We start from the raw sequence: 25,983 nt of genomic DNA on the forward strand, positions 1-25,983 counted from the left end.
ACTCAAAGCGACGAGCACAGATGCCCGCCATCCACTGGCACGCAGGCGCCGGTCATCCACGACCCGGCCTCGGTCGCGAACAGCAGGAACAGACCGTTGAGCTCCTCCGGCTTACCCAGGCGGCGCATCGGGATGCGCTTGATAAGCGCCTTGCCATGGTCGGTATCCCACATGGCATCGGTCATCTCGGTGTCGATGTAGCCCGGCTCGATGGCATTGACGCGAATGCCGTGGCGCGCCCATTCGAGCGCCAGGCTCTTGGTCATGTGCACGACTGCAGCCTTGGACGTGGCATACAGCATGGCGCCCGGCATCACGCGTTCGCCCAGGATCGATGCGATGTTGATGACTGAGCCTCCCCGCCCCGCATCCACCCAGCGCTGCGCGGCACGCGCGGCCACCAGCCACACGCCGCGCACGTTGGTCTCCATCAGCGAGTCGAAGTCGGACACAGGCAGCGTGAGCGACAAGGCGTCGTTGGAAGCCCCGGCGTTGTTAACCACCACGTCGAGGATGGTGCCCGAGGCGTCTATCTCGGCGAAGGCGTCGTCGATGGACTGCTCGGAAGCCACATCCATTTCCAGCACCGTGACCTGAGGCGAACCGAGCTTTTCGAGTTCCTGGGCGAGTTTGTCGAGCCGCGCCTTGCGCCGCGCCCCAATCACTACCTTGGCCTTGCAACCAGCAGCCAGCCGAGCGAAGTTCTCGCCCAGGCCCGACGAGGCCCCCGTGACCAGCACCCGCTTGCCTGCCAGCATTGCACCCAGATCCATCATCGTCTCCTTGCATCTTCAGTTCGCCGTCGATGCCGGGAGGTTAGCGCAGGGCCGCTCGGCTGCGGGGTTGCCTCGCTCCCCCATCCGTCGAAAGAGGTGCCTTGTCAGTTGATCGAGACCATCCGTCATTGCCGCGCCAAGCACCGCTGCCTACGATTGCCTGTATGCCTTGGGTACCCTGAGCGCCGCACGAAAGCACGCCACGGTGTCGACGCTCCGGTCCCGATGGGCTGCGGCGTCTGGGGGCAGATTCAGGAGACGACAAGTGCTGCAACAGTCACCCATGGAATGGTCCATCGACCATGCGCCCATCGAGGGCAGGATAGATGCGACGGAAGCGATCCTCAAGGACTCCTTCCAGCGCTGGAGTCTTTCCTCCCCGGCGAAGCCTGCTGCATTCCAGGCGAAGTTGCGGCGACACGAACTCGCCGGAGCCTCCTTGGTATGCACCGTGACCGGTGCTTGCGTCGAGCAGTCTCCTCCTGGACATTCGTCATTCGACGATGAGTTCTGCCTGGGGCTGCAGCTGAACCTGAGCGGCCGAGTACAGTTGCAGCAGTGGGACACGCCAATCTGCGAGGGCGACATGTTCCTCTGGCGTACCGATCAGCGGCAAGACTATGAGGTGCTGGAACGAACCCACAGCGTGTCGTTGATGATTCCCTGGCAGCTCATGCGCGAGCATCTACCGGGCCGCAAGCAGCCGCCCGCAGCCTGCCGCATTGACAGTCACACAGGCGTGGGCTCACTGCTCAGCCAACACCTGATGGGGTTGGCAAAGGAGATCGGCGCCGTGCCGCCCTCCGCCCACGTCGCCCTTTGCCGCACGGTGATCGGGCTTCTGGACATTGCGCTGCCAGAGCCGGAGAGCGCCACTCGATTCACGGCCATGGCCGCGTTGCGCGAACGAGTACTTGCCTACATCGCCCAGCATTTTCAAGAGGATGACCTGAGTCCGGCACGCATCGCCGCGGCGCACGGTATTTCACTGCGTTACCTTCATGCGCTGTTTGCGCAGGGCGATACCACGGTGGTCGGCCACATCCTGGAAAGCCGATTGCAAGCGTGCTGGCGGACACTCGTTGACCCGGTCTGCCGGCATCTGCAGGTCTCGGCGATCGCCTTTCACTGGGGCTTCAACTCCACCAGCCATTTCTGCCGCGCATTCAAACAACGCTTTGGAGTGTCGCCCAGCGATGCACGCGGCATGACTGCTCACGGCTCCGCCATCGGCCCGGTCGAGTCAGCCGGGCTTTCCCTTGCACACGCAAAGTCAACTTGCCATGCACTGGCGGGCAAGACGCGCACGGGCTGAATGCCGACCATATGCCCTGGACAGACTGAGAACGCAGAGATTCGACGCTTCGCCCGCCCCGTTGTGGGTATGCGGGCATGACCCGGGGCCGCATCGCTGGCCAAGTTTTCAAACCTTCATCGTACAAACCTTCTGAGGAGCGCTCCCATGCTGCCGCAATTGCACCGTCAACCCTGGATGGACAGCGACATCGAGACCTTTCGCGACCAGGTGCGCCGCTACATCGCCGCCGAGATGGCTCCGCACCTGCCCGCTTGGCGCGAACAGGGCTACGTCCCGCGCGAGACCTGGCGGCCCTTCGGCGAGATGGGGTTCATGCTGCCCGAAATGCCCGAAGCCTACGGCGGCACCGGGGCCAGCATTGCCTACCAGCTGGTGGTACAGGATGAGTTGACCAGAGCGGAAATGCCCAACAACGTCCAGGTGAACAGCATCGCTGCGCACTACATCATGGACTACGGCACCGAGGAGCAGAAGCAGCGCTGGCTGCCCAAGCTGAGCAGCGGCGAGATGCTGCTCGGCATTGCGATGACCGAACCCGGCTGCGGGACGGACCTCAAGGCCATCGCCACCCGCGCGCGCCGTGATGGCGACCACTACGTGATCGACGGTGCCAAGACCTTCATCACCAACGGCTACACCTGCAATCTGCTGATTGTGGTCGCACGCACCGGCGAGGCGGGCAGCCGAGGCCTTTCGCTGATCGTGGTGGAGACCGAGAACCTGCCAGGGTTCCGCGTGGGCCGCCTGCTCGACAAGATCGGCCTGCATGCGTCGGACACCGCCGAACTCTTCTTCGACGGGGTGCGCGTGCCGGTCGATCAAGTCCTGGGGGGCGTCGAAGGGCTTGGTTTCAAGCAGTTGATGGGCCAGTTGCCCTACGAACGCATGACCATCGCCGTGCCTGCGGCGGCCATCATCGACCGGGCCCTGGAACTCACCGTCGAATACACGAAGGAGCGCAAGATTTTCGGCGCACCGCTGTTCGAGATGCAGACCACGCGCCACAAGCTGGCCGAGATCGCCACCACCGCTCACGTGGTGCGCACCTTCGTCAACGACTGCATCCAGCGGCTGCTGGACGGAAAGCTCGACGCCGAAGCCGCGTACATGGCCAAGTGGTGGTGCAGCGAGCAGCAGTGCCGCGTGGTGGACGAGTGCCTGCAGATGTTCGGCGGCTACGGCTACATGTACGAATACCCGATCGCGCGCATGTACACCACCTCGCGCGTGCAGAAGATCTACGGCGGCGCGAACGAGGTCATGAAAGAACTGATTGCGAGGAAGCTGTGAACGCCTCGCACATGCTGCAAAAGCCACTGCACGGCGTCCGTGTGGTGGAGTTCGAAGGGATCGGGCCGGGCCCGCTGGCCGCCATGATGCTGGCCGACATGGGTGCCGAGGTGATTGCGCTGACACGGGCCGAGCAGGCCGCCGGGGCGCAGCCGCTGGGCGGGGCGGCGGCCAACCCGCTGCACCGGGGCAAGACGGTCGAGATCACCGACCTGAAGTCGCCCGGCGGCAAGGCGCGCGCCCTGGATCTGATCGGCCAGTCCGACGTTCTGATCGAAGGCTTTCGCCCCGGCGTGATGGAACGGCTGGGGTTCGGCCCCGCCGAATGCGCGGCGCGCAACCCCAAGCTGGTCTATGGCCGGATGACGGGCTGGGGCCAGGACGGCCCGCTCTCCCGGGCCGCTGGCCACGACCTGAACTACGTGGCGCTGACGGGCCTGCTGTCGCTGTCGGCCCGCAAGGGGCAGATGCCCATCGTGCCGCCCTCGGTGCTCGGGGACGCGGCCGGGGCGCTGGGCATGGCCTTCGGTGTCGCCTGCGCGCTGGTCGATGCGCGCGGTAACGGTAGGGGCAGTGGCCGCGGCCGGGTCGTGGATGCCGCCATCATCGACATCGTGGCCATGATGGGCACGCTGGTGCATTGGATTCGCGCCAATGGGCAGATCGACGGCACGAAGCCGAGCCCGTTTCACGATTCGCCGTTCTATGACGTGTACGCCTGTGCCGACGGCGGCTTCATCAGCCTCGCGGTGGTGGAGCCCGCGTTCCACGCACTGCTGCTGTCGAAGCTGGGCCTGACGGACGTGAACCCTGCCGACCAGTACGACACGACGACGTGGCCAGCGCTGAAGGAGCGCATTGCGGCCCTCATCCGCAGCCAACCCAGGGCGCACTGGTGCGCGTTGCTCGAAGGCAGCGACGCCTGCTTCGCGCCCGTGCTCAGCCTGGCCGAGGCGGCGCGGCATCCGCACAACGCGGCACGGGGTATCTACCAGACCACCCCCTCCGGCGCCATCGAGGCGGCCCCGGCCCCACGGTTCCAGGCACTCAACGCAACCACATAGGAGACCAGAGAATGACCAACACCACCAAGATCGTGCGCGGCTGCCCGTCTACCTCGGGCAACGACCGCCAGCTCAACACCACGACGCTCATCCGGCACGCCGCGCGCACCCACGGAGACCAGGAGATCGTCTACCGCACGCCCGATGGCGGCTGGGACCGCTACACCTATGCCGACTGCTACGCGCGCGTCTGCCGCAGCGCCAATGCGCTGCGCGCGCTCGGTGTCGAACCTGGCGACCGGGTCGGCATCCTGGACTGGAACAGCCGACGCCATTTCGAGCTGTACTGGTCCATCCCTGGCCTGGGCGCGGTCATGCTGCAGATGAACCTGCGCCTGGGCGCCGAAGACCTGGGCTACGTGGTCGGCCACAGCCAAGTGTCCTACGTATGCGTGGACGAATCATTGCTGCCCATCGCCGAATCCGTCGCGGCGAATTCGCCCCAGATCAAGGGCTGGATCGTCATGACCGACAAGCCGCTGGACCAGATTAAGACCACGCTGAAACCGCTGCTGCACTACGAAGACCTGCTGGCCGCCGCCGACCCCAAGATCGACTGGCCCGAGATCGACGAAACCTCGGCCTACAGCGCCTGCTACACCACCGGCACCACGGGCAAGCCCAAGGGCGTGTACTACTCGCACCGCTGCATCTACCTGCACTCCACGGGCATGGCCACCAATCTGGGCATGACGCTGAGCGACTGCGTGATGCTCATCACGCCCATGTTCCACGGGCAATGCTGGGGCCTGCCGCAGGCCGCCACGCTGCTGGGCGACAAGATCGTGCTGCCGGGCCGCTATGTCGCCGAGGACACCAAGCCCCTGGTTGACGCCATGATCGCCGAGGGCGTGACGGTCGCCAACGGCGCACCGGCCATCTTTCAGCCCATGCTGCAGTACATCGAAACGATGCCGGTCAAGCCGGACTTCAGCAGCATGCGCATGCTGTCCGGCGCCTCCGAGCCGCCGCTGTCGATGATGATCGGTTTCTACAAACTCACCGGTGCCGAGGTGGTCCACGGCTACGGTGCCACCGAAGCCACGACGCTGGTGACCATGAACCGCCTCAAGTCCACGCTCAAGAAGCGCCTGACCGAGGAAGAGCGCTGGAACCTCAAGCGCAAGCAGGGTCTGGTGCTGACCGGGGTGGACATCCGCATCCTCGATGCCGATGACAAGGACTTGCCGCATGACGGAAAGTCGGCGGGCGAGATTTGCGTGCGCGGCCCCTGGATCACGGCCAGCTACCACGACATGCCCGATTCCGCAGACCGCTTCCTGGAGGGTGGCTGGTGGCGCTCGGGCGATGTCGGCACGGTGGACGAGAACGGCTACCTCAAGGTCACCGACCGCATCAAGGACGTGATCAAGAGCGGCGGCGAATGGATTTCTTCCATCGACATGGAAAACCTGCTCATGGGCCACCCCGCCGTGCGCGACGCCGCCGTGGTCGGCGTTCCGCATCCGAAGTGGCAGGAGCGGCCGCTGGCCCTGGTGGTGCTCAAGCCCGGCCAGCAGGCGACCCAGGAACAACTGAAGGAGCACCTGGGCAGCGCCTTCGCCAAGTGGCAGTGGCCGGATCAGGTTCTGTTCGTCGAGGCCATCCCCAAGACCAGCGTCGGCAAGCTCGACAAGAAGCGCATACGCGTCGAGCAGGCAGACCGCTATTCCGCCTGACACCCGCTTTGCATGACCCCCAGTTTCTTACCAGGAGAACCACATGAATGACCATGAACCCGTGATCGTCGGCGCGCTGCGCACCCCCGTGGGCAAGCGCGGCGGGCGCCTGCAAAAATGGCACCCCGTCGATCTGATGGCCGAGACGCTGCGCCAGCTGGTCGAACAGTCCGGCGTCAACCCCTCCGATCTGGACGACGTGATCGTCGGCTGTGTGCTGCAGTGGGACCAGCAGCATGGCAACCTGGCCCGCCATGCCGTGCTGGCGGCGGGGCTGCCCGAATCCGTCCCGGCTGTGACGGTGGACCGGCAATGCGGCTCCGGCCAGCAGGCGGTGAGTTTTGCCGTGCATGGCATCCAGGCGGGGGCCTACCAGCTGGCCATCGGCGGGGGGGTGGAGTCGATGTCGCAGGCGCCGCTGCCGCCGTCGTTCAAGCCCGGCGCGCCGCTGGGCGCGCAATACAGCCCGCGCGAACTGGCGCGCTACCAGGACAACCCGCTGATACCGCAAGGCGTTTCGTCGGAGTTGCTGAACTCGCGCTTCGGCCTGACCCGTGAAGTCCTGGATGCATCCGCCGTGCGCAGCCACAAGCGCGCCGCCGAGGCGATTCAGGCCGGTCGCATCAAGGATCAACTGGTGCATCTGACCGAGGACCCGGCCGACCCGAACAGCCCCGTCGTCGCCGCCGACGAGGGCGTGCGCGCCAACCCCGACCCCGAGAAGCTGGCCACGCTGAAAGCCGTGTTTGCCGCCAACGGCACCACCACCGCCGGCAACTCGTCGCAGATCAGCGACGGCGCCGCCGCACTGCTGATCGCCAGCCGTGCCTATGCCAAAAAGCATGGCCTCAAGCCGCGTGCGCGCTTCGTCAGCACCGCCGTGGCCGCCGCCGACCCGGTGATCCAGTTCACCGCCGTGCTCGACTCCACCCGCAAGGCATTGAAGGAATCGGGCCTGACCATCAACGACATCGACCTGTTCGAAGTCAACGAGGCTTTCGGCGGCGTGCCGCTGATGTTCCAGCAGGAATTCGGCATCCCGGACGACCGCCTGAATGTCAACGGCGGCTCGATGGCCATTGGCCATCCGCTGGGTTCCACCGGCGCGCGCATGCTCACCGACCTGCTGTACGAACTGGAGCGCCGGGGCGGCCGCTATGGCCTGCAAACCATCTGCGAGGCTTCGGGCACGGCCAACACCACCATCATCGAGCGGCTTGCATGAGCGGGGCCACCATGAGCGAAGCCAGTGAAGTGCTCGTCAGCCGTGACGGCGCCGTCGTCACCCTGACCATCAACCGCCCGCGTGCGAAGAACAGCCTGAACCGCGCGGTGTTCGATGGCCTGTCCGCACAGCTTGCGCAACTGCGCGACGACGATGTCGTGCGGGTCGTCGTCATCACCGGCGCCGAGGGCGTGTTTTGCGCGGGCGCCGACATCACGGCCTTTGAAGTGCTGCGCGCCGCGCCGCTGCTGGGCGACCGCTCGGCGACCGGCTGGGACTTCTTTGCGGCGCTGGGGCGCTTCCCCAAGCCCGTCATCGCGGCGGTGGAAAAGGTCGCGCTGGGCGGCGGCACGGAACTGGCGCTGGCCTGCGACATCGTGATCGCGGGCGAGTCCGCCAAGTTCGGCGTGCCGGAAGTCAAGCTGGGCGCCATCCCCGGTGCGGGCGGCACCCAGCGCTTGATTCATGCCATCGGCAAGTCCAAAGCCATGGCGCTGTTGCTGACCGGCGATTTCATGGATGCCCGCAAGGCTTGCGACGTCGGCATCGTCGCCGAAGTGACGGCGGACGGCCAGGCCCTGCCGACGGCGTTGGCGATGGCCAGCCGGATTGCGGCCAATTCGCCGCTGGCCGTGGCGCTGGCCAAGGATGCGGCCCTGGCCAGCTTTGAAACCCCGCTCGCGCAGGGCCTGGAGCATGAGAAGCGCAATTTCGTTGTCGCTTTGCGTTCGGCCGACAACCTGGAAGGGCAAGCGGCATTCCTGGGCAAGCGCACCCCCAAATTCACCGGCCAATAACGCCTGTCTGTCATCTTCAAGGAAAAACCATGCAACTCAATTCCGGCATTTCTGCCGTCATCACCGGGGGGGCTTCCGGCCTGGGGGCCGCCACGGCCCGGCGTTTGGCCAGCCATGGCGTCAAGGTCGCCATCTTCGACATGAACGAAGCCGTCGGCCAGGCGTTGGCCAGCGAGCTTGGCGGCGTTTACTGCAACGTGGACGTAACGTCCGAGGAGCAGGTGGACGCAGCCTTCGCCAAGGCCCGCGCCGCGATCGGGCAGGAACGCGTTTTGGTCAACTGCGCCGGCACGGCCGACGCCGTCAAGACTGTCAGCCGCGATCGGAAAACGGGTGAGATCCGCCCGAGTGCGGTGGATCGCTTCAACCGCATCGTGCAGATCAACCTGGTGGGCACGTTCCGCTGCATTGCCAAATCGACGGCGGGCATGCTGGCGCTGGAACCGCTGGCCGACGGCGACCGCGGCGTCGTGGTCAACACCGCTTCGGCCGCTGCGGTGGACGGCCAGGTCGGCCAGGCCAGCTATGCCGCCAGCAAGGCCGCCGTCATGGGCATGACCTTGCCGATCGCACGCGACCTGATGGACGAAGGCGTTCGCGTCAACACCATCCTGCCGGGGATCTTCGGCACCCCCTTGCTGCTGGCCCTGCCGGACAACGTCAAGCAAGCGCTGGCGGCCAGCGTGCCCTTTCCCAAGCGTTTGGGCGACCCCGATGAATTCGCGCAGGCCGTCGAGTTTCTGGTCACTTGCGGCTACATGAACGCCGAGTCCATCCGCGTGGATGGGGCCCTCCGCATGGCGCCGCGCTGACGCCTTGAACCCTCGAAGAGCTGCGCATGATGTCGTCAACCCGAGAAAGCCGCGCGACGGGAGCCTGGAATGTCAGGGGGCCGGCCACGGGTGACTGCAAGTCATGGCGTGATGTCGATCCGCAGCTCGCCAGGAGCGTCATTCGCCATGATTGACCTGCATTACGCACCGACACCCAACGGCTGGAAGATCTCCATCCTGCTTGAGGAACTCGGACTTCCCTATACGGTGACTCCGGTCAACATCCGCGCTGGCGAGCAATTCAAGCCGGAATTTCTGGCGATCAGCCCGAACAACCGCATTCCGGCCATAGTGGACCATGCGCCGCTCGACGGCGGCGGCCCGCTTTCGGTGTTCGAGACCGGCGCCATCCTGGTCTATCTGGCCCAGAAAACCAACCGCTTCCTGCCCACGGATCTGCGCGGCTTCACCCAAACCATGCAATGGGTGATGTGGCAGGTGAGCGGACTGGGGCCCATGCTCGGCCAGCATGGTCACTTTGCGCTGTATGCGCAGGAAAAGATCGCCTACGCGATCGAGCGTTACCGCGACGAAGCGGCGCGGCTGTATCGCGTGCTCGATACCCAGCTCGGCAAGACCGGCGCCTATGTCGCCGGCGCCGAGTACGGCATCGCCGACATCGCCTGCTTTCCCTGGGCCATGACCCACAAGGCGCAAGGCTTCACGCTCGACGATTTTCCCCACATCAAGCGCTGGTACGCCAGCGTGCGCGCCCGGCCGCAAGTGCAGGCGGGACTGGCGGTCGGCAAATTCGAGAAGGAGCCGCTGGACGACGAAGCAAGAAAGAACATGTTCGGCCAGAAGGCCAAGGAGATGGCACACCGCATGTCGCCCAACAACCAGCGAGAAACACCATGATCGAATTCTTCTTCGACTGCTCCAGCCCCTGGACCTATCTCGCCTTCCACAACATCCAGCCGCTCGCCGACGAACTGGGCGTCGAGGTCACATGGCGGCCCATCCTGGTCGGCGGCATCTTCAACACGATCAATCCGACCGTCTACGCCTCGCGCGAGACGCCGGTGCCGCAGAAGGCCCGCTACCTGAAAAAGGATCTGGCAGATTGGGCCCGCTCGACGGGGCTTGCGATCAAGATGCCGCCGACGGTGTTTCCCGTCAACAGCGTGAAGGCGATGCGCGGCTGCGTCTGGCTCGGCAACGACATGGTGCCGTTTGCCCGCGCCATATTTGAAGCCTATTGGGGCGAGGACCAGGACATCTCGCAGGATTCGGTGCTGACCCATGTGTGCCAGCGCATTGGCATCGATCCCGCCCCATTCTTTGCAGGCATCGGCGAGCAGGCGATCAAGGATCAGCTCAAGGCCAACACCGATGAGGTGGTCGCGCGCGGCGGCTTTGGCTCGCCGACCATCTTTGTGGACAAGACCGACATGTATTTCGGCAACGACCGCATGCCGCTGATCCGCGAAGCCGTGCTGCGCCTGCAAGGGAAGACGGCCTGATACCGCAAGCAGGGTTCACCCATCCATTCATCTCACCACCACCACAGGAGACATCATGCAAAAAAGACAATTCATCACCATGCTTTCCGGCGCCATGCTGACCGGCGTTTCTGGCCTGGTCCGCGCGCAGGGCGCAGGCACCCCGGGCGTGACGGATCGCGAGATCAAGATCGGCTCGACCGGGCCGCTCAGCGGCCCGGCCGCAGGCTATGGCGTCGTCGGCAAGACCATGTCTGCATGGTTTGACCTGGTCAACGCCGAGGGCGGCGTGAATGGGCGCCAGCTCAAGCTGGTGCTGGCCGACGATGGCTACAGCCCGCCGAAAACCCTGGAGCAATCGCGCCGCCTGGTGGAGCGCGATCAGGTGGCTTTTCTCGCGGCGCAGATAGGCTCGTCCACTGGGCTGGCGTCGCGCAGCTATCTCAACAACGCCAAAGTACCGCAACTCTTCGTTTCGTCCGGCTCTGCCACGTGGCTGGATGATGCGGCTAAGTTCCCCTGGAGCATGGGCTGGCTGCCCCTGTACACCGACGAAGGGCGCATCCTGGCCAGGCACATCCTGCAGACGCGGCCCAACGCGAAGATCGCCATGTTCTACCAGAACGACGACGCCGGCAAGGATGTGCTGCGTGGCGTGAAGGAGGTTCTGGCTGCCGCCGGGAAGAAGCTCATCAGCGAAGAGTCGCATGAAGTGTCGGATCCGACGGTGGACTCGCAGATCGTCTCCATGCATGCCTCGGGCGCGGACGTGCTGGTGGCGTGGGGTTCGCCCAAAGCCACCCTCCAGTCGCTGCGCAAGACCCACGACATCGGCTGGCGCCCGGCCATCTACATCAACCCGAGCGCATCTTCGGTGCCCGCGGTGCTGACTCCGGTGGGGCTGGACAAGGTCAAGGGCATCATGAGCGCCGCGTTCCTCAAGGATCCGAGCGATCCGACCTGGAAGGACGACCCTGGTGTCCTGGCCTGGCATGCCTTCATGGACAAATACAACAAAGGCGCGGCCAAGGAGTACCTCACCGTGCTCGGTGCCTGCCTTGGGCAAGTGACAGTGCAGTTGCTCAAGCAGTGCGGCAACGACCTCTCGCGCGAGAACATCATGCGGCAGTCGCGCCGCCTGGACATGGATTTGCCCATGATGCTGCCGGGCCTGCGTGTCAAGACCAGCGACGCCCGCCCTCACCCGATACCGGACATGCGCATCCAGCAGTTCGACGGCACGAGCTGGAAGGTGATGCCGTCCTGACGGGGCGAGCGCAGCGATGGAACCCATTCTTTCCGTACGCGACCTGACGATCCGCTTCGGCGGTGTCGTCGCGCTGGACGCCTTCTCGATGGACGTGCCCGAGGGCTGCATCTTCGGCCTGATCGGGCCGAACGGCGCTGGCAAGACGACCTGCTTCAACTGCATCAGCGGCCTGTACCGGCCCACCCACGGCAGCGTGCGCTTCGGCCAGGCCGAGTTGACGCGCCTGCCGCGCCACGGCGTGGCACGGCTGGGTCTGAGCCGCACCTTCCAGAACGTGGCGCTCTACCCCTCGCTCACGGTGCGCGAAAACGTGATGGTGGGTGCGCACGCGCGGCTGCCGGTGTCGATGCTGGGTGCCGCGCTGCGCTCGCGCGCCGTCCGTGCCGCCGAGGAAGAAATCGCGCACTCGGCTGACGCGGCCCTGGCCACGCTGCGGCTGTCCGACTATGCCGACCGGGGCGTGGCGGAACTGCCGGTGGGCATCCAGCACCGCGTGGAAATCGCGCGGGCGCTGGTGACGCGGCCCAAGCTGCTGCTGCTTGACGAACCCGCCGCTGGCCTCACCGCTGGCGAGGTCGATGAACTGCGCGACGTGCTGCTGCGCCTGCACGAGGAATTGAAGCTGACCATGGTGATCGTGGAGCACAACATGCGCTTCGTGATGAAGACCTGCTCCGACCTCGCGGTACTGAGCTTTGGCCGCAAGCTCGCCCAGGGCTCGCCCGAGGAAGTGGCCAACAACGACGCCGTGCTCGATGCCTATCTGGGAGGTGTGCTGTGACCCAACGGCTTGAAATCCGCAACCTCGCGGTGGCCTACGGCCGAACGGCGGTGGTGCATGGCATCGACCTGCACGTGCAGGCCGGCGAGATGGTGGCGCTGCTCGGCGCCAACGGCGCGGGAAAGACCTCCATCCTGCGCGCCATCAGCCACCAGCAGGTGACTGCCAAGGGCACGCTGCGCTTCGAGGGCCAGGACATCATCGACATGGCCGCGCCCGCCATCGCCTCGCTGGGCATCGCCCACGTGCCCGAAGGGCGCGGCACCTTTGGCGACCTGACGGTGCTGGAAAACCTGCGCGTGGGCGCCATCCACCGCCGCGACAAGGACGGCATCGAGCAGGACATCGCCCGGATGCAGACGCTGTTTCCCAAGCTGTCCAGCCGCGCGAAGCAGGCGGCGGGCACGCTCAGCGGCGGCGAGCAGCAGATGCTGGCCATCGCGCGCGCGCTGATGACGCGCCCCAAGATGCTGCTGCTGGACGAGCCTTCGTTCGGCATCGCGCCGCGCGTGACGCAGGAGATCTACGAACTCCTGCACCAGTTGCGCGAAACCGAGCACCTCACGGCGCTCATCGTGGAGCAGAACGCCCAGGTCGCGCTGAACCTAGTCAACCGGGCCTATGTGCTCGAAAGCGGGCGCGTCACTGCCCAGGGCACCGCAGCCGAGCTGCGCGAAGACGACGCCGTGCGCCGCAGCTACCTCGGCCACTGATCAAAAAAGGTTCATCACCATGCAAGCATTCCTTCACCAGATAGCTTCGGGCCTGGCGGCGGGCGGCATCTATGCCAGCCTCGCCATCGCGCTTGTGCTCATCTATCGCTGCACTTCGTCCGTCAACTTCGCGCAGGGCGAACTGGCGATGTTCTCCACCTATATGAGCTGGGCGTTGGTTCAGGCGGGCGCATCATGGTGGGTGGCCTTCGCCGTCGTGGTCGTGGGTTCCTTCCTGCTCGGGCTGGCGCTGGAACGGGTCATCTTCCAGCCCCTGCGGCACAAGCCGGTGCTCTCGGTCGTGGCGGCCAGCATCGCGCTGCTCATCATCTTGAACAGCCTGGTCGGCTGGCTGTTCGGGCATGAGATGCTGGAGTTCGCCACGCCGTTCGGTGGCGTCCTCAGCCGTGCCGAACCCTATCTGTCGGCCCACGAGGTCGGCGTTCTGCTCGTCACCCTGGCCGAACTGGCGGCGGTATTCGCGTTCTTCCGCTTCACCCGGTTCGGCCTGGCGATGCGTGCGGTGGCGGTGAACGCGCCGTCGGCGGAACTGTCGGGCATCAGCACCAACAAGGTGCTGGCCGTGGGCTGGGGTCTTGCAGCGGTGGCCGGTGCCGTGGCGGGGCTGATGGCCGCGCCCATCGTGTTCCTGGAGCCGTCGATGATGATGGGGCCGCTGATCTACGCACTGGCGGGCGCGCTGCTGGGCGGCATCGCCAGCCCTGTGGGCGCCGTGGCCGGGGGCTTCGCCGTCGGGGTACTGGAGAACCTGCTGGGCGCCTACGTGGTCGGCAACGACCTGAAACTGACCTGCATCATGCTGTTGATCATCGCGATGCTGGTCTTGCGGCCCGCCGGTATCTTCGGCAAGACGGCCCAGGTGAGGGTGTGAGCATGAGTACCATGAACGCCCCACTCAACATCCGCCCGGCGGCATCGCCCACCTGGTTGCGCTGGACGGCCTCGGTGGTCGGGCTCGCGCTGCTGGCCTGGTCCTTTAGTTGGCAAAGTTATCCGTTGTACGTGATGACGCAGGTGCTGATCTATGGCATCGCCATCATGGGCCTGAACCTGCTCACCGGCTACACGGGCCAGATCTCGCTCGGCCACAGCGCCTTCTTCGCCATCGGTGCCTATACTGCGGCGGTGCTCTCGCATCACCTGGGCTGGCCATTCTACGTGGGCGTGCCGGTGGCGGCGCTGTTGTGCTTCGTGGCGGGTTTCCTCTTCGGCTTCCCGGCGCTGCGGCTGCCCATGCTTTATCTGGCGCTGTCCACCTTCGCGGTGGCGGTGGTGACACCGCAGGCGCTCAAGTGGAAAAAGATCGAGTGGCTGACCGGCGGCGTGGCGGGGATCGTCCTGGAAAAACCTGTGTTCCCAGGAGTGCTGGCCGACCGGGCGGACTGGGCCATCATGGCCTGCGTTGCGGCCTGCGCGCTCTGCGCCTTCCTGCTGGCGCGGCGGATTCTCGGCTCGCAGTTCGGCCGCCTGGTGGACGCCTCGCGCGACCAGCCGCTCGCGGCGGCGGCGGGCGGGCTCGACATCACCGCCCTGCGCACGCAGATGTTCGGCCTCAGCGCGGCGTTCACCGGCCTGGCCGGTGCCCTGAGCGTGGTGGCGGGCCAGTTCGTCGCGCCCGAGAACTTTCCCTTCCTGCTCTCGGTGTCCCTGCTGGTGGGCAGCTTCGTGGGCGGGGTGCGCAGCCTGTGGGGCGCCTTCCTGGGGGCTGCCTTCATCGTGCTCACGCCCAACTTGGCCGAGAGCGTGTCGCAATCCGCGCCGTGGATGATCTTCGGCTTCGCACTGCTCGCGGTGGTCTTCCTGGCCCCCAATGGCTTGAGCGGCTGGATCACCAGCCTCCGGCGCAGGCGTGCAAATTCCTCATCCGCCCAGTCTTAGATGCTTTCCATGCAGCCCGTCTTCGTCGCTGGCACGGGCATGACCCGTTCCGGCAAGCACATTGACTGCGGTCTCAAATCGCTCACCGCCGAGGCGATTGGCGAAGCCATTGCCGATGCAGGCATCACCCCGTCCCAACTGCAGGCGCCCCACATGCGCAACGCCGCTGCTGGTGTCATGGCCGACCAGGTGCTGATCCCCGGAAAGGTGGCGTTGCGCGGCATGGGCATCAGGCGCATTCCGGTCGTCAACATCGAGAACGCTTGTAGACGCATCCTTGCAGTGGGTGCTCGATATGCTGCTGGCTTCAGATAACAGATAAGCCCTGTTGCCGTCGGATTTGCCAGGATACGCGGCCGTCATGTACCTGCGCAGAAATCGGCATACCGAGTCGTTGTTCGATGACAGGCCTCCATGGCACCAGGCTGAACCCCATGCCGTCATCGAGCATGGCGTAGCGCCCGCTGGCCAGCATGACGCTGCGGCGGTAGATGCCCGCCACGCGCTGGCCATCGGCCACGGGCCGATGCTCCAGGCCAGTTTCGGCGGCCAAGTCCTTCGCGGCATGCGCTACATCCCGGCTGCGCAGCGTTGCCAGCAGATTGCGCGCCAGGATGACGCGTTGGCCGCGCCGCTCGGCCAGCCCCTGTTCGGCCAGGAAGTCGGTGCGCTGTTGCATTGCCTGCTTGGCCTCACCGCCAAAGCCCAGGTCGCCCAGGCCAGAGCCGCCGCCGATCAACTGCTGGTCAAGCCAGGTGGCCCCGATCACGCGGGCCTGCCGCTCGATGGGCAGGTGCGATTTCAGCTCCACGGCCACGCCGCCCAGGCGCTGCGCGTCGTAGCGACGGCCCTGATCGGGCAGGTCGCCCGGCACCTTCCATAGCCCTTCGGCCACGCGCTCCACGATGCCTGCCCGGCGCAGGGCTTCCAAGCGCCGGACGTGGGCCGCGACGACTTCCTGCGGATCGCGGCCCGGCACGGCCTGGCCCTGCGCGATAGCAAGGTGGTGGTCGGTGCGGTACAGACCATCGCTCGCCAGCACGGCGATGTTCTTGTCGGCCGCGCGCACGTCGGCCGATCCCTTCACCTCCACCACGGCGCCGGTGGGATAGTTCGCCAGCTCGTCGCGGGTGTTGAGCGCGACGTAGTGGGCCTTGCCGTCCACCCCGTCGATGACCAGATAGCCACGGTCGCGCAGCTCGTCGGCCAGCCCCTTCGCGGCTACGCGGCCGAGAATGGTTCGGCCATCGTCGCCCGGCTCGAACACCGCCAGTTCGCGCGGCTCGCCGCGCATGGCACGCTGCATGGTGCGGATGATGTCGCCACGCTCGCCCAGGGCGCGCAGGGTCTTCTCGGCATCGGCATGGACGGCCCAGGTGCCCGGCTGCGTCTCGTCGGCCAGCCCCAGGCGCTGCAAGCGTTGCAGGCGGCCGATCAGCAGCAGGCGTTGGCGTTGCAGCTTCGGTTCGTTGAAGCGTTCGATCTGCACCCGGCCGTCTTCGCCGGCCTCGCGTTTCAGCGTGCGATCCAGGCTCGTCCACCGCTCCTGCTCCACCTCGCGTTGCAAGGTCTGCTGGATCTCCAGTTCGGTGCGCGGCCCCAGCCATTCGGTCGCCAGCTCGGATGCGCGATGCCGAAAGCCATCGGCGATGTAGTCACCCGCGATGATGAGGTCTTTGCTGGTATCGTCGCGCCCGCGCACGATCAGGTGGGCGTGGGGGTTGTCGGTGTTCCAGTGATCAACGGCCACCCATTCCAGCCGTGTGCCCAGGTCAGCTTCCATGCGGTTCATCAGATGCCGTGTATAGGTGCGCAGGTCTTCCAGCTCCGCGCCGTCCTCGGGCGAGACGATGAAGCGGAAGTGATGCCGGTCGTCGGCGCAGCGTTCCTTGAAGGCGTCGAGGTCGGCGGTATCGGTCTGCGGCCCGTAGGCTTGGCCTGGCTCGCCGTCGCGGCCCACGCCGTCGCGCTCGATGTAGCGTAGGTGCTTGGCGAGCGATTGCGGGCTGGCCCGCTGCTGGTTCACCAGTAGGGTCTTGATGGTCACGCGCCGCGACATGGGTGTCAGCTTCGCGCCCGCAAACCGCGCCGCCGTATGGCCGCGCCCCAGGCGTGAGCCGGGCCGCTGGCCGGTGGCCTTGCCGCCGACGGCCGATGCCGGACGGCGCACCGAGGACTTGCCGCCACTGGCCTTGCCGGCCTGCTGGAGCACCTTGGAAACGAAGCCCTGGCCGCGGTTTTTTGGCGCGCTGGGGCGGATGTGGAAATCGTCGTCGCGGCGGTTGATCATGACTTCTCTCCCTGAAAGCTGGGGCGTAGTCCGTCGTGCGAAGCACGCGAACAAGCCCATATCGACGCGGGCCACGCGCCACAAGCAGCACGGCGGCGAAGCCGCTGCGTGCCGCGCCACCCCCACGTGCAGACTGGCTTTGCGGGCCGACAGGTGCCGCCCCCTTTTGTCTTGCCTTCCGCATTTGCCTCCCGCATCCGCTCCAGGCAACTGCGGCCCGGCGGCAAGGCTGCACCGGCAGCCAGCGCACCGGCGAACACGGCGATGGCCGCAGGCCATCCGTGTTCGAGACAAGACGCCTGCACGTGGGACGGCTGCGCCGGAGGCAGCGTGAAGTGCGGCGCGGATGCGCTCGCACTGCATGTGCGACGACACACGGAACGCCGCCGGAACGACACGCCCGATAGCACGATGATGCACAGCGAATCAGCGGCCATCATGGGCGCGACTCCAGCCAAACCGGGCGCGCAACGCCAACCACGGCGGCTGCGCTGACCGGCCCGAAATACCGGCTGTCGAAAGACGCCGGATTGGTCGCGCTGAGCAGGAACAGCTCGCCAGGCTGAAGGCGACGGCACTGCTGCCAGGATGGCAGCGGCCGGCCCCAGCGATCGGCAGGCAACACGGCGGCTGAAGGCACGCCGTCGATGCGGACTTTGCCGTCAGCGATACACACCTCTTGCGGCGCCATCGCGCCCACGCGCTTGAGCAACGGGATGCGCGTCGGTAGGTAGCCGCGCTGCGCAGCCAGCGCGGCGGCCTCGGCGGGCAGCGGCACCAACACGATGCTACCCACGGACAACGGACGTGGCGGCGAGCTGGTGCGATGGTCGAGCGGATCGACGCGATACCATCCGACCGCCACGCTGTCGGATGGGTTGTAGGTCAGGCGCGGCAGCGGATGCACGAAGGACGCCCAGGCAAGCGCAGCGAGGCCGCAGGTGGACAGGCCCGCCAGCATGAGGCGAGCGCGCAGGCGCGAGCGTGGATGCGTGACAGCAGTGGGAACAGAAATCGTGCTCATGACAGCGCCCTCACGGCCAGCCAGGCGGCGTGCCGCTCGGCGCTGTATTCGGGCAGCGGCAAGCGCGCCGCGAGCCGGTTGCCCAGCGTGCGCCAGTACGCGGGCGAGGCGGTAGCAGGCGTGATGCCCAGCGCTTCGATGCCGTCGATGCGTTCCAGCACGGCACGCACCGATTGCTCACCCTCGGCGTGCAGCAACAGGCGCGCGCCCGGCTGCACGCCGGGGATGCGCTGCGCGCCATCCATCGGCATGCACGCCTGCATCACCATGAGCTGCCAGCGGATCGTGCCGTAGTCGTTGGCCTGCCAGCGGATGCGGCAGAGAACCGCGTTCGGCGTGAACACCGCGCAGCGACGCCAGCGGTCGAATCGGATGATGCGCGAGGGATCGCCGAAGCGCAGATAGAGGTCGAAGCGTTGGTCGATGTAGGCGAGCGCAACGCGCGTCAGCGGCACGCCATCGGCTCGGCCGACTGGCGGGGCAGATGACGTCGGCAATGCTGTCGAAACGGGTGTGATCATGGAGACTTCTCCGGGAATTCCCGCTTCAGCAGCGCGCGCAACAGATCAGCCACCGTCACGCCTTGCGTGAAGGCCGATACCTTGATGCGCGCCCGCATGGCGGGCGTGATGTCGAGGGTCAGGCGGGCCGTGTAGAGGTCGCCTTTCTGGAGGTCATCGGCGCTGCCCTGGCGAATCCACGCCTCGGCGTGCGGATTCGCGGGCGGGCGCGCGCCGATGCCCACGCGCTTGCCCGTGCGTTTGCTGGCGGGACTGCTCATGACGGCCACCGCAGCAGTTCGTCCACCAGCGCGGTGATTTCGCTGGCGGCGGCGCTGTCGGGCGCCGTCTCGCGCGCCAGTCGGCCAGCGGCCACGCTGTCGGCGAACACGATGCGTTGATGCACTTCCGCGCGCAGCGCGGGCAGCGGCTGCTCGGCCAGCGCTCCGCGTGCTTCGCGTCCGATCACCGTGGTGCTGACGCGCCGGTTGATGACAAACGCCGCGCGCAGCGCAGGCCGAAACACCTGCGCCTCGCGGATCAGCGCCACCATCTCGGCACTGGCCCACAGGTCGTAGGGACTGGGCTGCACGGGAATCAGCACCCGCTCGGCCGCCAGCAGCGCGGAGCGCGCCAGCGCCGCGATGCGTGGTGGCCCGTCGATGACGACGTGATCGGCCCGCCTGGCGAGTTCTGGCGCTTCCTGGTGCAGGGTTTCGCGAGCAAGGCCCACAGCGCTGAACAGCCTTGGCAAGCCTTGCTGGCTGCGGCGCTGCGTCCAGTCCAGCGCGGAGCCCTGCGGATCGGCATCCAGCAGGACGACGTGCTGGCCGCGCATCGCCAGCTCGCCGGCGATGTGCGTTGCGAGCGTGGTCTTGCCCACGCCGCCTTTCTGGTTGAGCAGCGCGACGATCATGGCCTGGCCCTCCGCGTTGGAAAGCCCGGCTGTTGCCGCTGCGCTTCGCGTCCTGTGGCGGTTGTCCACCGAGACGCGGCGCTGCTACTACCAGTTAGAGTATTTAAGTTAGGGAAGTTAAGGGAGACCGAAACCCGCGCCAGCATTGGCTTTGCGGCCGATGGACACGCCTGATAGCACGATAGTCCCACGCCCGATAGCACGATACCTGGCACGCCTGATAGCACGAGCCCGTCCACAGGACGCGCACCGTTTATCCCCGTGCCGTGGACGGCACGGGACGCCCTGGCCGGAAGGTCAGCAGCTCGGCGCCATCCAGCCGTTCGATGCCCAGGACGTAGCCCGGCAGTGACTGCCGCGCGACCAGCGCACGCAGGTCGCAGGCAAAGTCGTAGGGCTTGGCCGTGCTGCCCGACTTGCGGTACAGGTGCTGGAAGTCGAACTGCCACCCGCCCGGCTGCCGCCCACCGTGCTTGCGCACCAGGCGGTACAGCCAGCGCTCGATCCCGCCCGTCAGCCGGAAGTACGCCGGGTCGATGGTCAGCACCAGGGCGGCATCGAGCACGCCCGCATAGAACCAGTCCGGCAGGATCAGCTCCAGTCCCAAGGGCGTTCCCCTGGCATCGGCCAGCTCCTTCCACTCGTTGATCCACGAGAAGCGGTGCAGCCGCCTTCCCGTGGTCTCCCGGATGGACGTGGCCACCGTCGTGGATTGCAGGCGATCCAGCGCGGCCTTGAGGCGCTGGTAGTCGCGCAGCGATGTACCGCGCCCGATGAAGCGCAGGATCTCGTAGGGCGTGGCCTGCATCAGCCGCGACGGGCGCAAGCCCGCGTCGCGCGCCTCCACGATCTGCGAGGCCGCCCAGATCAGCACGTCGGCATCCCAGATCGTGGCGATGCCGTGTTCCTGCGTGCCTTCCACGCGGATCGTGATGCCGCCGGCCTGAAAGTCGATCGGCGTCGTGCGCCGCGACTTCGCCAGCGAGAAGAACGGAAAGGCCATCAAGTCCTGGCTGTCGCGCGGCGCCATGTCGCCCGGCAAGGCGCGAAACAGATCGAGCTGTTCGCGCTCCTGCCTGACTGCCCCGGATGGGCTGAACATGGCGAAGGCCACCCGCGCGCCAGTGATCAGCGCGCACGGCTGTCCGCCGAGTGCTGCTCGGCGTATTCGGGATCGGACGTGCTCTCGAAGCTGCGCTCGGCGGCCCAGGCATCGAGGTCGGCCACGGCGTACATGACGCGGCGGCCGAACTTGCGGAACTTGGGGCCGCCACCCAGCACGCGCTGCTTTTCCAGCGTGCGCGGCGACAGCCGCAGGTAGTCGGCAGCCTCGTCGTTGGTGAGATAACGCTGCGGCTGTGCAGCAGCGGCCGGGGTAGCTGCGGGTGCGGCGGCAGGCCGCAAGGGAGCAGGACGCATGGTGAGAACCTCCATCGGTTGCAGGGCTCCGGCCACACAGCGCAACCGGATGGAGGCAGTCTCAGAAAACGAAGCGCTCCTGCTCAGGGTCGTTTTGCGTCCTCTTCAAAACGACCCTTCTCAAGCGGCGCAAGCTGTGCTAGGCGGCGATAGCCGCCGCGCATCAGCGCATCGCCGCGCCGCACCAGGCGGCGCACCTTGGAGCGCAGGCCGCCGTCGCTGTACCAGCCGGCCGCGGCGTCCGCACCGAACAAGCCCTCGGCCACGTCGCGCAAGGACGCGCCCGCCAGGGTGGCGTCGAGCGCCTGCAGGGTGTGCAGCTCCAGCAGCGCCGCAGGGGGCGGTCGGGGGCGAGCCATCGGCGCTGGCGTGTCAGGCACGTGGGTGGCCCCACGGCCACGGTAGGCATGGGCCACGGCCATGCCGTCCTCAAGGCCAGGCGCCAGCGCATAGCGCTGGCAAAGGCCGGGGCTGCGCGCGATCAGCGCCAGGCCCTTGCCGTCGTGGAGCAGTTGCTTGTGGCCGGGAATGCGCCAAAACGCGAACGGCTCGGCATCCGGTGGCGGATCGGCATCGGGGTGAAGCTGCACCACGGCCTCATGGCCGGGGAGCCAGGCCGGATGCGCGTCACGCGCGTCCAAGGCCGGGTCTTCCAGCAGACGCAGGCCCCAGCGATGCGCAGCCTCATGCATTGCTTGTGCTTGGCGATGACGGCGCAGCCAGTCGAGCCGGTAGTCGGGATGGCGACGCAGGTACTCCCAGGCCAGTGCGAGCGTGTCCAGGCACAGGACGTAGAGGTAGGCGGCGGTCGGATACCAGTGCGCGAAGTGGTGCGGCTCGGCCATGACGCAAGCTCCCGTAGAGCAGGACGGCCGTCACCGGTTTCACACGCAAACGTCACCGCATCAAACTTGCATCCAATCGTGAATAAGCTGGTAGATTGGTAACTTGCGTGTCAAGACGAAATGCATCGGATGGGTTGCATGGATCGTCTGAATGCGACGGTGGCGCGCGAGGACATACGCGCCTCCTGCGATATCCACCGTGCCCGATGCCACGGCCGGCATCATGACCGATTGCGCCACGATGGCACCGATTTGGTGCGATAGTGCGGACTAAGACCGGACGGGTCTGGAGCAAGACCGAAATAGTCTCAATGCGCCCGGCTTGGCCTGGGCGCGAACGGCTCAATCGAGGATGGAGCCGTTCTCCTGGGCCAGCCGCAGGTACTCCGACAACGGGCGCACCGCCCGGAAATACCGGTCCCGCATCACGGGCTGTTTGCTCGGCCCGACGATGGATGCGAGGTCGGACAGCTTGATCTCGCCTAGCTCGGGCATGCCGATCCCCAAGTCGATCAGGCCATGGGCCGTATCGCCGTCGGCGGGGTCGAGCGACACCAACAGCCAGGTGGCGTGTGCATCCGGCGTGAACAGCCGCACCACGGGCAGCGGGTCGATGACCCGGCCAGCGGCGCGGGCTTGGCCGTGTTCCAGCAACAGCCTGCGCTCGTCCTCGGTGATGAGCTGGTTCATGGGCGTCCCCTCATTCGCACAAAACCGCCGAAGCGTGAAAGCGCAAAACCGCATTGGCGGGTTTGTGGAAAGGCACGGATGCGGCTTTGCGCTTCTGTGAGAAGCCGCAGATACGGATTTCCGTAAAAGCACAAAAGCGGCAGGCAGGCATAGTTGAACACTATAGATTGTAGCCCTATAGGGCGCAATCGGCTGTCATCTTGGATTTTGGGGAGATCCAGGGTTGGCAGCGAAACATACATTGTCGGAGGCACTAAAGACCATCAGGAAAGCGCGTGGATTGAGCCAGGAGGCGTTCTCCGACGTGTCCAGCCGCACCTACATGAGCACGCTGGAGCGCGACCTCAAAAGCCCCACCCTGAACAAGCTGGCCGAGCTGTGCGAGGTCATGGAGGTGCACCCGCTCACGCTGCTGACGCTGGCCTATGCCGGCGACGACCTGCAGCAGGTTGATCAGCTTCTGGTGCAGGTGCGCCAGGAGTTGGAGACTGTGGCGAAGAAGAGTGACACGCCATAGCGTGCGACGTTGCTGGCGTGGCCGATCCGGCTCAGCCGGTTCGGGGACTGCAGGGGCGCCAAGCATCGCGCGGCGGGGATAGGCCACAGGGCTTTCCCCAGGAGGCAAGCGAAGCGCGCAGCGCCGCAGGCGCGAAGGCGTGAGGGATTGCAGCCGGATGGCCGTGACGGCGAAGTCGGCACGGGGCGCAGCCCGTAAAGCCCGGCGGTGCAACGCACCGACACGCCCGGCCACCGCTTGCGGCGGGCAACTCAACACATGCGAAAGCCGCTCGACACGGCGCAGCCTTGGCGATGGTGTTGCCTCCTTGAAGTGCCGCGAAGGCAGCACAGCGCCCCGCCACGTGGGCGGGGCGCTGTGGCGGTCACGCCGCCTGGGGCTTGCTGCGCGACCAGATCAGGTCGTGCGTGCCGTCCTCGCCTTCGATCAGGCGGGCATAGACCGTGGCCGGGAACGAAGGATCGTCAAGGGTCACGGAGATGTACTCCCGCCCGGCCTCGCTGGTCTTCTTCCACGCCGCGCCGATATCGTGGCTGGCGGCCTGCAGGCGAAAGTCCGGGGCCTTCTCGTTGTCCCCCTTGTCGTTGGGCACCAGCTTGACCTTGACGTTGAGCGTCAGGGTGCGAAGCGTGCCGGTGTAGCCGTCTTTGTCTGCGGTGAAGCTGCCGATGTTGGCCATGATGAAACTCCTTTTGGTGGAACAAGGTTCGCGCCCATCGCGTCCTTGTTGTGATCCGGCCGGCGGGGGACGGGCGGGCTGCACCGCTTGCGGTCGAAACGCAGTGGAGAGCCGGGAGGCGAAAAGAATTTGCTGCGCGAGGAAGCCGCGCAGCGGCGGGGAAATTGTTTTCGCTGGACGGTTGCAGCCATGAAGCCCGAGGCGCAGCCGCGCCCCCGCCAGGATTCACAACAACACAAGGACGCCTTGGGCCGAACCGCACCGAAAAGAGACAGGGCCGACTCGGCATCCCCGCACGAAGGCTGCACCGGCTCGCCCACTGACGCGGGCCGGGTCAACCACCCGACGACAAGCGAGAACGCCCCGGCCGCACCTTGCGGCGCCGGTCTTGAGGCGTGGCGTGGAAGCTCCATGGCGATGCCGGGCGGGATGTCCGTGAACCGTCCTTCGTGACGTGATGGGCGAGAACCGCCAGCGTTGAGGACGGCACGCATTCGTACAACCTGCCGCAGTAAGCGCCAGCGTGTTCGCCAGCGCCTCGTCCATCGTGGCGGGGCGTTGGCCGGGTCGATCCGGCATCGCCGGTTCGGCGGTATTTGAGGGGCGCCAAGCTCGCGCGGCGGGGATGTCCGACGCAGTGCTGGAACACATGCGCACGCGCTACCGTGTCGATGCACATTGGCTCCCCAACCGACAATCCGCGCAAACCTTGGCGGACCAGGCTACTGCGTGGGGCCGCATGGCGGGACCGGCCGACAGCAAGACGTGGGTGGGGTTGCCGTTGGCCGTGCACCGGCGCTGCGACAAGCCGATGCACGGACTGGCCAACCGCATCGCCTACGACGGTGCGATGGTGTACGGCACCATCGCACCGCGAGCCGACAAGGAAACCCCCGCCCGACTGCCTACGGGGTGGATTCACGCCAGTGGAACATCCGACGGGAACTGGGTGCCGGCTGAAGGAAAAGCCCTGCGGGCGCTGCTGGCCTTGCTTCATGAGGACGGAGTGAATGCAGCCGACATTTCGGTCATCACGCCCTTCAAGAATGTCCTGGAGAACCTCAAACGCTTGCTCGGCGACACGATGGTTTCCGGAACCATCCACACCATGCAGGGAAAGGAAGCGCCGGTTGTCATCATGGTGTTGGGCGGAAATACCGACGGTCCCGGCGCACGCGACTGGGCGGTCTCGGAGCCCAACCTGCTGAACGTGGCGGCAACGCGGGCGAAGCGGCGCTTCTATGTGATCGGCGACCGCAACGACTGGCAGAACCGCGCTCTGTTTTGTGATGTCATGGATCTCTTGCCGCTCCAGCGTCTTCCCGAACATGAAGCCGTGGCGATGACTCAACCTCAATAATTGTGCAGGCTGAGACCGTGCATGCACAGGTCATACTGGCGGCAAGCCTTGACTTCCCTGCAACTACCGAGTGTGCCGCCCGGCCACCTCCTGACACTGGCCCTGGACGGGCCAGTGCCCGAAGGCATTGCGCAATGCAGCAATGCCTTCGACACCGGGCGCGGCCACCGCCGCGCCCGGATTTTTGAAGCTCACCGCGCCTAGGGCGAAACGACCTAGGCGCGGTGCTGACGATGGTTATTCCTTTGTCTCAATGATCCACCACACGGCCCGCGCTAAGGCACGGCCCGTGATGGGATGAATGTCGGTGAGATCGGCTCGGGCCATCCAGCCCGAGGGCGGACGGTAACCGCGCACATCGCCCTCGCCGTGCCAGCGGCGGGCGCGTACCGTGCCGGGCGCGTAGACCGCCGCCATGCGCGGGCCACTGGTGATGTTGATGGTGGGCATGGTTCGGCTCCCTGCGGCAAAGCGCTCCGGCCTTGGCCCGGGCGCTTGCCTGCGGCATGGGTCAGGCGGCCAATGCCTCGGCAGGTTCATGCATCACGGTGGCTATTCTGGGCAATTAAAGTCGTAAACACCCACCCAGCATCCATGCGGCTGTTCGCAATGCCCAGCCAGGCCGCTGCCTATCTAAAGTCGTAAACACCAGCGTG

At 66.3% G+C, this 25,983-nt stretch carries 29 protein-coding genes; 17 read left to right on the plus strand and 12 right to left on the minus strand.

What is annotated here, in order from left to right:
- Positions 1-2: 2 nt before the first annotated feature.
- Complete coding sequence (locus IE209_RS03960; RefSeq protein WP_016452526.1) at positions 3-773, minus strand: SDR family NAD(P)-dependent oxidoreductase; 771 nt, start codon at positions 771-773, stop codon at positions 3-5.
- Between the two features lie 286 nt (positions 774-1,059).
- On the opposite strand from IE209_RS03960, the gene IE209_RS03965 reads away from it, so the two are divergent.
- The 15 genes from IE209_RS03965 to IE209_RS04035 all read left to right on the plus strand — a co-directional run bounded on the left by IE209_RS03965 (position 1,060) and on the right by IE209_RS04035 (position 15,402).
- Complete coding sequence (locus IE209_RS03965) at positions 1,060-2,091, plus strand: helix-turn-helix domain-containing protein (protein ID WP_017405984.1); 1,032 nt, start codon at positions 1,060-1,062, stop codon at positions 2,089-2,091.
- A gap of 147 nt (positions 2,092-2,238) precedes the next feature.
- Positions 2,239-3,384, plus strand: a complete 1,146-nt coding sequence (locus IE209_RS03970) for an acyl-CoA dehydrogenase family protein (RefSeq protein WP_016452528.1) — start codon at positions 2,239-2,241, stop codon at positions 3,382-3,384.
- Between the two features lie 11 nt (positions 3,385-3,395).
- A complete protein-coding gene (locus IE209_RS03975; RefSeq protein WP_016452529.1) occupies positions 3,396-4,448 on the plus strand; it encodes a CaiB/BaiF CoA transferase family protein in 1,053 nt (350 codons plus the stop codon).
- A gap of 11 nt (positions 4,449-4,459) precedes the next feature.
- Positions 4,460-6,127: a long-chain fatty acid--CoA ligase gene (locus tag IE209_RS03980; RefSeq protein WP_016452530.1), complete on the plus strand. Its 1,668-nt coding sequence runs from the start codon at positions 4,460-4,462 to the stop codon at positions 6,125-6,127.
- Between the two features lie 43 nt (positions 6,128-6,170).
- Positions 6,171-7,352: a thiolase family protein gene (locus IE209_RS03985; RefSeq protein WP_016452531.1), complete on the plus strand. Its 1,182-nt coding sequence runs from the start codon at positions 6,171-6,173 to the stop codon at positions 7,350-7,352.
- Positions 7,349-8,149: an enoyl-CoA hydratase/isomerase family protein gene (locus IE209_RS03990; RefSeq protein WP_016452532.1), complete on the plus strand. Its 801-nt coding sequence runs from the start codon at positions 7,349-7,351 to the stop codon at positions 8,147-8,149. The genes IE209_RS03985 and IE209_RS03990 overlap by 4 nt, the downstream gene beginning before the upstream one ends.
- A 29-nt stretch (positions 8,150-8,178) precedes the next feature.
- On the plus strand, positions 8,179-8,961 hold the full coding sequence (locus IE209_RS03995) for an SDR family NAD(P)-dependent oxidoreductase (protein ID WP_016452533.1): 783 nt from the start codon (positions 8,179-8,181) through the stop codon (positions 8,959-8,961).
- A 147-nt stretch (positions 8,962-9,108) separates the two neighbouring features.
- Entirely contained in the window at positions 9,109-9,840 is a 732-nt protein-coding gene (locus IE209_RS04000) for a glutathione binding-like protein (protein ID WP_016452534.1), read from the plus strand.
- The gene (locus IE209_RS04005; RefSeq protein WP_016452535.1) at positions 9,837-10,445 is read left to right on the plus strand and encodes a 2-hydroxychromene-2-carboxylate isomerase; all 609 of its coding nucleotides are present in this window, start codon (positions 9,837-9,839) and stop codon (positions 10,443-10,445) included. The genes IE209_RS04000 and IE209_RS04005 overlap by 4 nt, the downstream gene beginning before the upstream one ends.
- Positions 10,446-10,500: 55 nt before the next feature.
- Positions 10,501-11,691, plus strand: coding sequence for an ABC transporter substrate-binding protein (locus tag IE209_RS04010; protein ID WP_016452536.1), 1,191 nt, complete (start codon positions 10,501-10,503; stop codon positions 11,689-11,691).
- A gap of 16 nt (positions 11,692-11,707) precedes the next feature.
- Positions 11,708-12,475, plus strand: coding sequence for an ABC transporter ATP-binding protein (locus IE209_RS04015; protein ID WP_016452537.1), 768 nt, complete (start codon positions 11,708-11,710; stop codon positions 12,473-12,475).
- Positions 12,472-13,188, plus strand: coding sequence for an ABC transporter ATP-binding protein (locus IE209_RS04020; RefSeq protein ID WP_016452538.1), 717 nt, complete (start codon positions 12,472-12,474; stop codon positions 13,186-13,188). Before IE209_RS04015 ends, IE209_RS04020 begins: the two co-directional genes overlap by 4 nt.
- 19 nt (positions 13,189-13,207) lie before the next feature.
- Complete coding sequence (locus IE209_RS04025; RefSeq protein WP_016452539.1) at positions 13,208-14,080, plus strand: branched-chain amino acid ABC transporter permease; 873 nt, start codon at positions 13,208-13,210, stop codon at positions 14,078-14,080.
- Between the two features lie 11 nt (positions 14,081-14,091).
- On the plus strand, positions 14,092-15,087 hold the full coding sequence (locus IE209_RS04030; protein WP_197488159.1) for a branched-chain amino acid ABC transporter permease: 996 nt from the start codon (positions 14,092-14,094) through the stop codon (positions 15,085-15,087).
- A gap of 9 nt (positions 15,088-15,096) precedes the next feature.
- Positions 15,097-15,402 carry a beta-ketoacyl-[acyl-carrier-protein] synthase family protein gene (locus IE209_RS04035; RefSeq protein WP_016452541.1) on the plus strand — a complete coding sequence of 102 codons (306 nt, stop codon included), beginning with the start codon at positions 15,097-15,099 and terminating at the stop codon, positions 15,400-15,402.
- On the opposite strand, the gene IE209_RS04040 is transcribed toward IE209_RS04035, so the two are convergent.
- The 9 genes from IE209_RS04040 to IE209_RS04080 form a co-directional block, all read right to left on the minus strand.
- The gene (locus IE209_RS04040; protein ID WP_016452542.1) at positions 15,395-17,377 is read right to left on the minus strand and encodes a relaxase/mobilization nuclease domain-containing protein; all 1,983 of its coding nucleotides are present in this window, start codon (positions 17,375-17,377) and stop codon (positions 15,395-15,397) included. The genes IE209_RS04035 and IE209_RS04040 overlap by 8 nt on opposite strands.
- Positions 17,378-17,813: 436 nt before the next feature.
- A complete protein-coding gene (locus IE209_RS04045; protein ID WP_016452543.1) occupies positions 17,814-18,401 on the minus strand; it encodes a S26 family signal peptidase in 588 nt (195 codons plus the stop codon).
- Positions 18,398-18,922, minus strand: coding sequence for a DUF2840 domain-containing protein (locus IE209_RS04050; RefSeq protein WP_016452544.1), 525 nt, complete (start codon positions 18,920-18,922; stop codon positions 18,398-18,400). The genes IE209_RS04045 and IE209_RS04050 overlap by 4 nt, the downstream gene beginning before the upstream one ends.
- Positions 18,919-19,182: a hypothetical protein gene (locus IE209_RS04055; protein WP_016452545.1), complete on the minus strand. Its 264-nt coding sequence runs from the start codon at positions 19,180-19,182 to the stop codon at positions 18,919-18,921. Before IE209_RS04055 ends, IE209_RS04050 begins: the two co-directional genes overlap by 4 nt.
- Positions 19,179-19,817 (minus strand): ParA family partition ATPase, encoded by a 639-nt coding sequence (parA, locus tag IE209_RS04060; protein ID WP_016452546.1) that lies wholly within the window; start codon positions 19,815-19,817, stop codon positions 19,179-19,181. Before parA ends, IE209_RS04055 begins: the two co-directional genes overlap by 4 nt.
- 253 nt (positions 19,818-20,070) lie before the next feature.
- A complete protein-coding gene (locus IE209_RS04065) occupies positions 20,071-20,919 on the minus strand; it encodes a replication initiator protein A (protein WP_016452547.1) in 849 nt (282 codons plus the stop codon).
- A 26-nt stretch (positions 20,920-20,945) separates the two neighbouring features.
- Positions 20,946-21,236 (minus strand): helix-turn-helix transcriptional regulator, encoded by a 291-nt coding sequence (locus tag IE209_RS04070; RefSeq protein WP_016452548.1) that lies wholly within the window; start codon positions 21,234-21,236, stop codon positions 20,946-20,948.
- Positions 21,237-21,319: 83 nt separating this feature from the next.
- Positions 21,320-22,081, minus strand: coding sequence for a DUF2285 domain-containing protein (locus IE209_RS04075; protein ID WP_016452549.1), 762 nt, complete (start codon positions 22,079-22,081; stop codon positions 21,320-21,322).
- A gap of 342 nt (positions 22,082-22,423) precedes the next feature.
- Positions 22,424-22,771, minus strand: coding sequence for a DUF2958 domain-containing protein (locus IE209_RS04080; RefSeq protein WP_016452550.1), 348 nt, complete (start codon positions 22,769-22,771; stop codon positions 22,424-22,426).
- A 223-nt stretch (positions 22,772-22,994) separates the two neighbouring features.
- Here IE209_RS04080 and IE209_RS04085 point away from each other — a divergent pair, with 223 nt between their 5' ends.
- A complete protein-coding gene (locus IE209_RS04085) occupies positions 22,995-23,288 on the plus strand; it encodes a helix-turn-helix domain-containing protein (protein WP_016452551.1) in 294 nt (97 codons plus the stop codon).
- Positions 23,289-23,652: 364 nt separating this feature from the next.
- Here IE209_RS04085 and IE209_RS04090 read toward each other — a convergent pair whose 3' ends face one another.
- Positions 23,653-23,967 carry a DUF736 domain-containing protein gene (locus IE209_RS04090; RefSeq protein WP_016452552.1) on the minus strand — a complete coding sequence of 105 codons (315 nt, stop codon included), beginning with the start codon at positions 23,965-23,967 and terminating at the stop codon, positions 23,653-23,655.
- 523 nt (positions 23,968-24,490) lie between these two features.
- Between IE209_RS04090 and IE209_RS04095 the strand changes: the two genes are divergently transcribed.
- Complete coding sequence (locus IE209_RS04095) at positions 24,491-25,327, plus strand: AAA domain-containing protein (RefSeq protein WP_200874531.1); 837 nt, start codon at positions 24,491-24,493, stop codon at positions 25,325-25,327.
- A 237-nt stretch (positions 25,328-25,564) separates the two neighbouring features.
- On the opposite strand, the gene IE209_RS04100 is transcribed toward IE209_RS04095, so the two are convergent.
- Positions 25,565-25,777 (minus strand): hypothetical protein, encoded by a 213-nt coding sequence (locus IE209_RS04100; RefSeq protein WP_016452554.1) that lies wholly within the window; start codon positions 25,775-25,777, stop codon positions 25,565-25,567.
- Positions 25,778-25,983: the final 206 nt, after the last annotated feature.

The sequence above is a fragment of the Pseudorhodoferax aquiterrae genome (assembly GCF_014652235.1).
GTDB lineage: Bacteria > Pseudomonadota > Gammaproteobacteria > Burkholderiales > Burkholderiaceae_C > Pseudorhodoferax > Pseudorhodoferax aquiterrae.

Coding starts and splice junctions, on each gene's coding strand:
- IE209_RS04005 (WP_016452535.1), top strand. CDS start 9,837: ATGATCGAATTCTTCTTCGACTGCTCCAGCCCCTGGACCTATCTCGCC.
- IE209_RS04100 (WP_016452554.1), bottom strand. CDS start 25,777: ATGCCCACCATCAACATCACCAGTGGCCCGCGCATGGCGGCGGTCTAC.
- IE209_RS04025 (WP_016452539.1), top strand. CDS start 13,208: ATGCAAGCATTCCTTCACCAGATAGCTTCGGGCCTGGCGGCGGGCGGC.
- IE209_RS03975 (WP_016452529.1), top strand. CDS start 3,396: ATGCTGCAAAAGCCACTGCACGGCGTCCGTGTGGTGGAGTTCGAAGGG.
- IE209_RS04040 (WP_016452542.1), bottom strand. CDS start 17,377: ATGATCAACCGCCGCGACGACGATTTCCACATCCGCCCCAGCGCGCCA.
- IE209_RS04015 (WP_016452537.1), top strand. CDS start 11,708: ATGGAACCCATTCTTTCCGTACGCGACCTGACGATCCGCTTCGGCGGT.
- IE209_RS03965 (WP_017405984.1), top strand. CDS start 1,060: ATGGAATGGTCCATCGACCATGCGCCCATCGAGGGCAGGATAGATGCG.
- IE209_RS04045 (WP_016452543.1), bottom strand. CDS start 18,401: ATGAGCACGATTTCTGTTCCCACTGCTGTCACGCATCCACGCTCGCGC.
- IE209_RS04070 (WP_016452548.1), bottom strand. CDS start 21,236: ATGCGTCCTGCTCCCTTGCGGCCTGCCGCCGCACCCGCAGCTACCCCG.
- IE209_RS04000 (WP_016452534.1), top strand. CDS start 9,109: ATGATTGACCTGCATTACGCACCGACACCCAACGGCTGGAAGATCTCC.
- IE209_RS03970 (WP_016452528.1), top strand. CDS start 2,239: ATGCTGCCGCAATTGCACCGTCAACCCTGGATGGACAGCGACATCGAG.
- IE209_RS03960 (WP_016452526.1), bottom strand. CDS start 773: ATGGATCTGGGTGCAATGCTGGCAGGCAAGCGGGTGCTGGTCACGGGG.
- IE209_RS04080 (WP_016452550.1), bottom strand. CDS start 22,771: ATGAACCAGCTCATCACCGAGGACGAGCGCAGGCTGTTGCTGGAACAC.
- IE209_RS03985 (WP_016452531.1), top strand. CDS start 6,171: ATGAATGACCATGAACCCGTGATCGTCGGCGCGCTGCGCACCCCCGTG.
- IE209_RS03980 (WP_016452530.1), top strand. CDS start 4,460: ATGACCAACACCACCAAGATCGTGCGCGGCTGCCCGTCTACCTCGGGC.
- IE209_RS04035 (WP_016452541.1), top strand. CDS start 15,097: ATGCAGCCCGTCTTCGTCGCTGGCACGGGCATGACCCGTTCCGGCAAG.
- IE209_RS03990 (WP_016452532.1), top strand. CDS start 7,349: ATGAGCGGGGCCACCATGAGCGAAGCCAGTGAAGTGCTCGTCAGCCGT.
- IE209_RS04090 (WP_016452552.1), bottom strand. CDS start 23,967: ATGGCCAACATCGGCAGCTTCACCGCAGACAAAGACGGCTACACCGGC.
- IE209_RS04065 (WP_016452547.1), bottom strand. CDS start 20,919: ATGTTCAGCCCATCCGGGGCAGTCAGGCAGGAGCGCGAACAGCTCGAT.
- IE209_RS03995 (WP_016452533.1), top strand. CDS start 8,179: ATGCAACTCAATTCCGGCATTTCTGCCGTCATCACCGGGGGGGCTTCC.
- IE209_RS04055 (WP_016452545.1), bottom strand. CDS start 19,182: ATGAGCAGTCCCGCCAGCAAACGCACGGGCAAGCGCGTGGGCATCGGC.
- IE209_RS04010 (WP_016452536.1), top strand. CDS start 10,501: ATGCAAAAAAGACAATTCATCACCATGCTTTCCGGCGCCATGCTGACC.
- parA (WP_016452546.1), bottom strand. CDS start 19,817: ATGATCGTCGCGCTGCTCAACCAGAAAGGCGGCGTGGGCAAGACCACG.
- IE209_RS04050 (WP_016452544.1), bottom strand. CDS start 18,922: ATGATCACACCCGTTTCGACAGCATTGCCGACGTCATCTGCCCCGCCA.
- IE209_RS04030 (WP_197488159.1), top strand. CDS start 14,092: ATGAACGCCCCACTCAACATCCGCCCGGCGGCATCGCCCACCTGGTTG.
- IE209_RS04075 (WP_016452549.1), bottom strand. CDS start 22,081: ATGGCCGAGCCGCACCACTTCGCGCACTGGTATCCGACCGCCGCCTAC.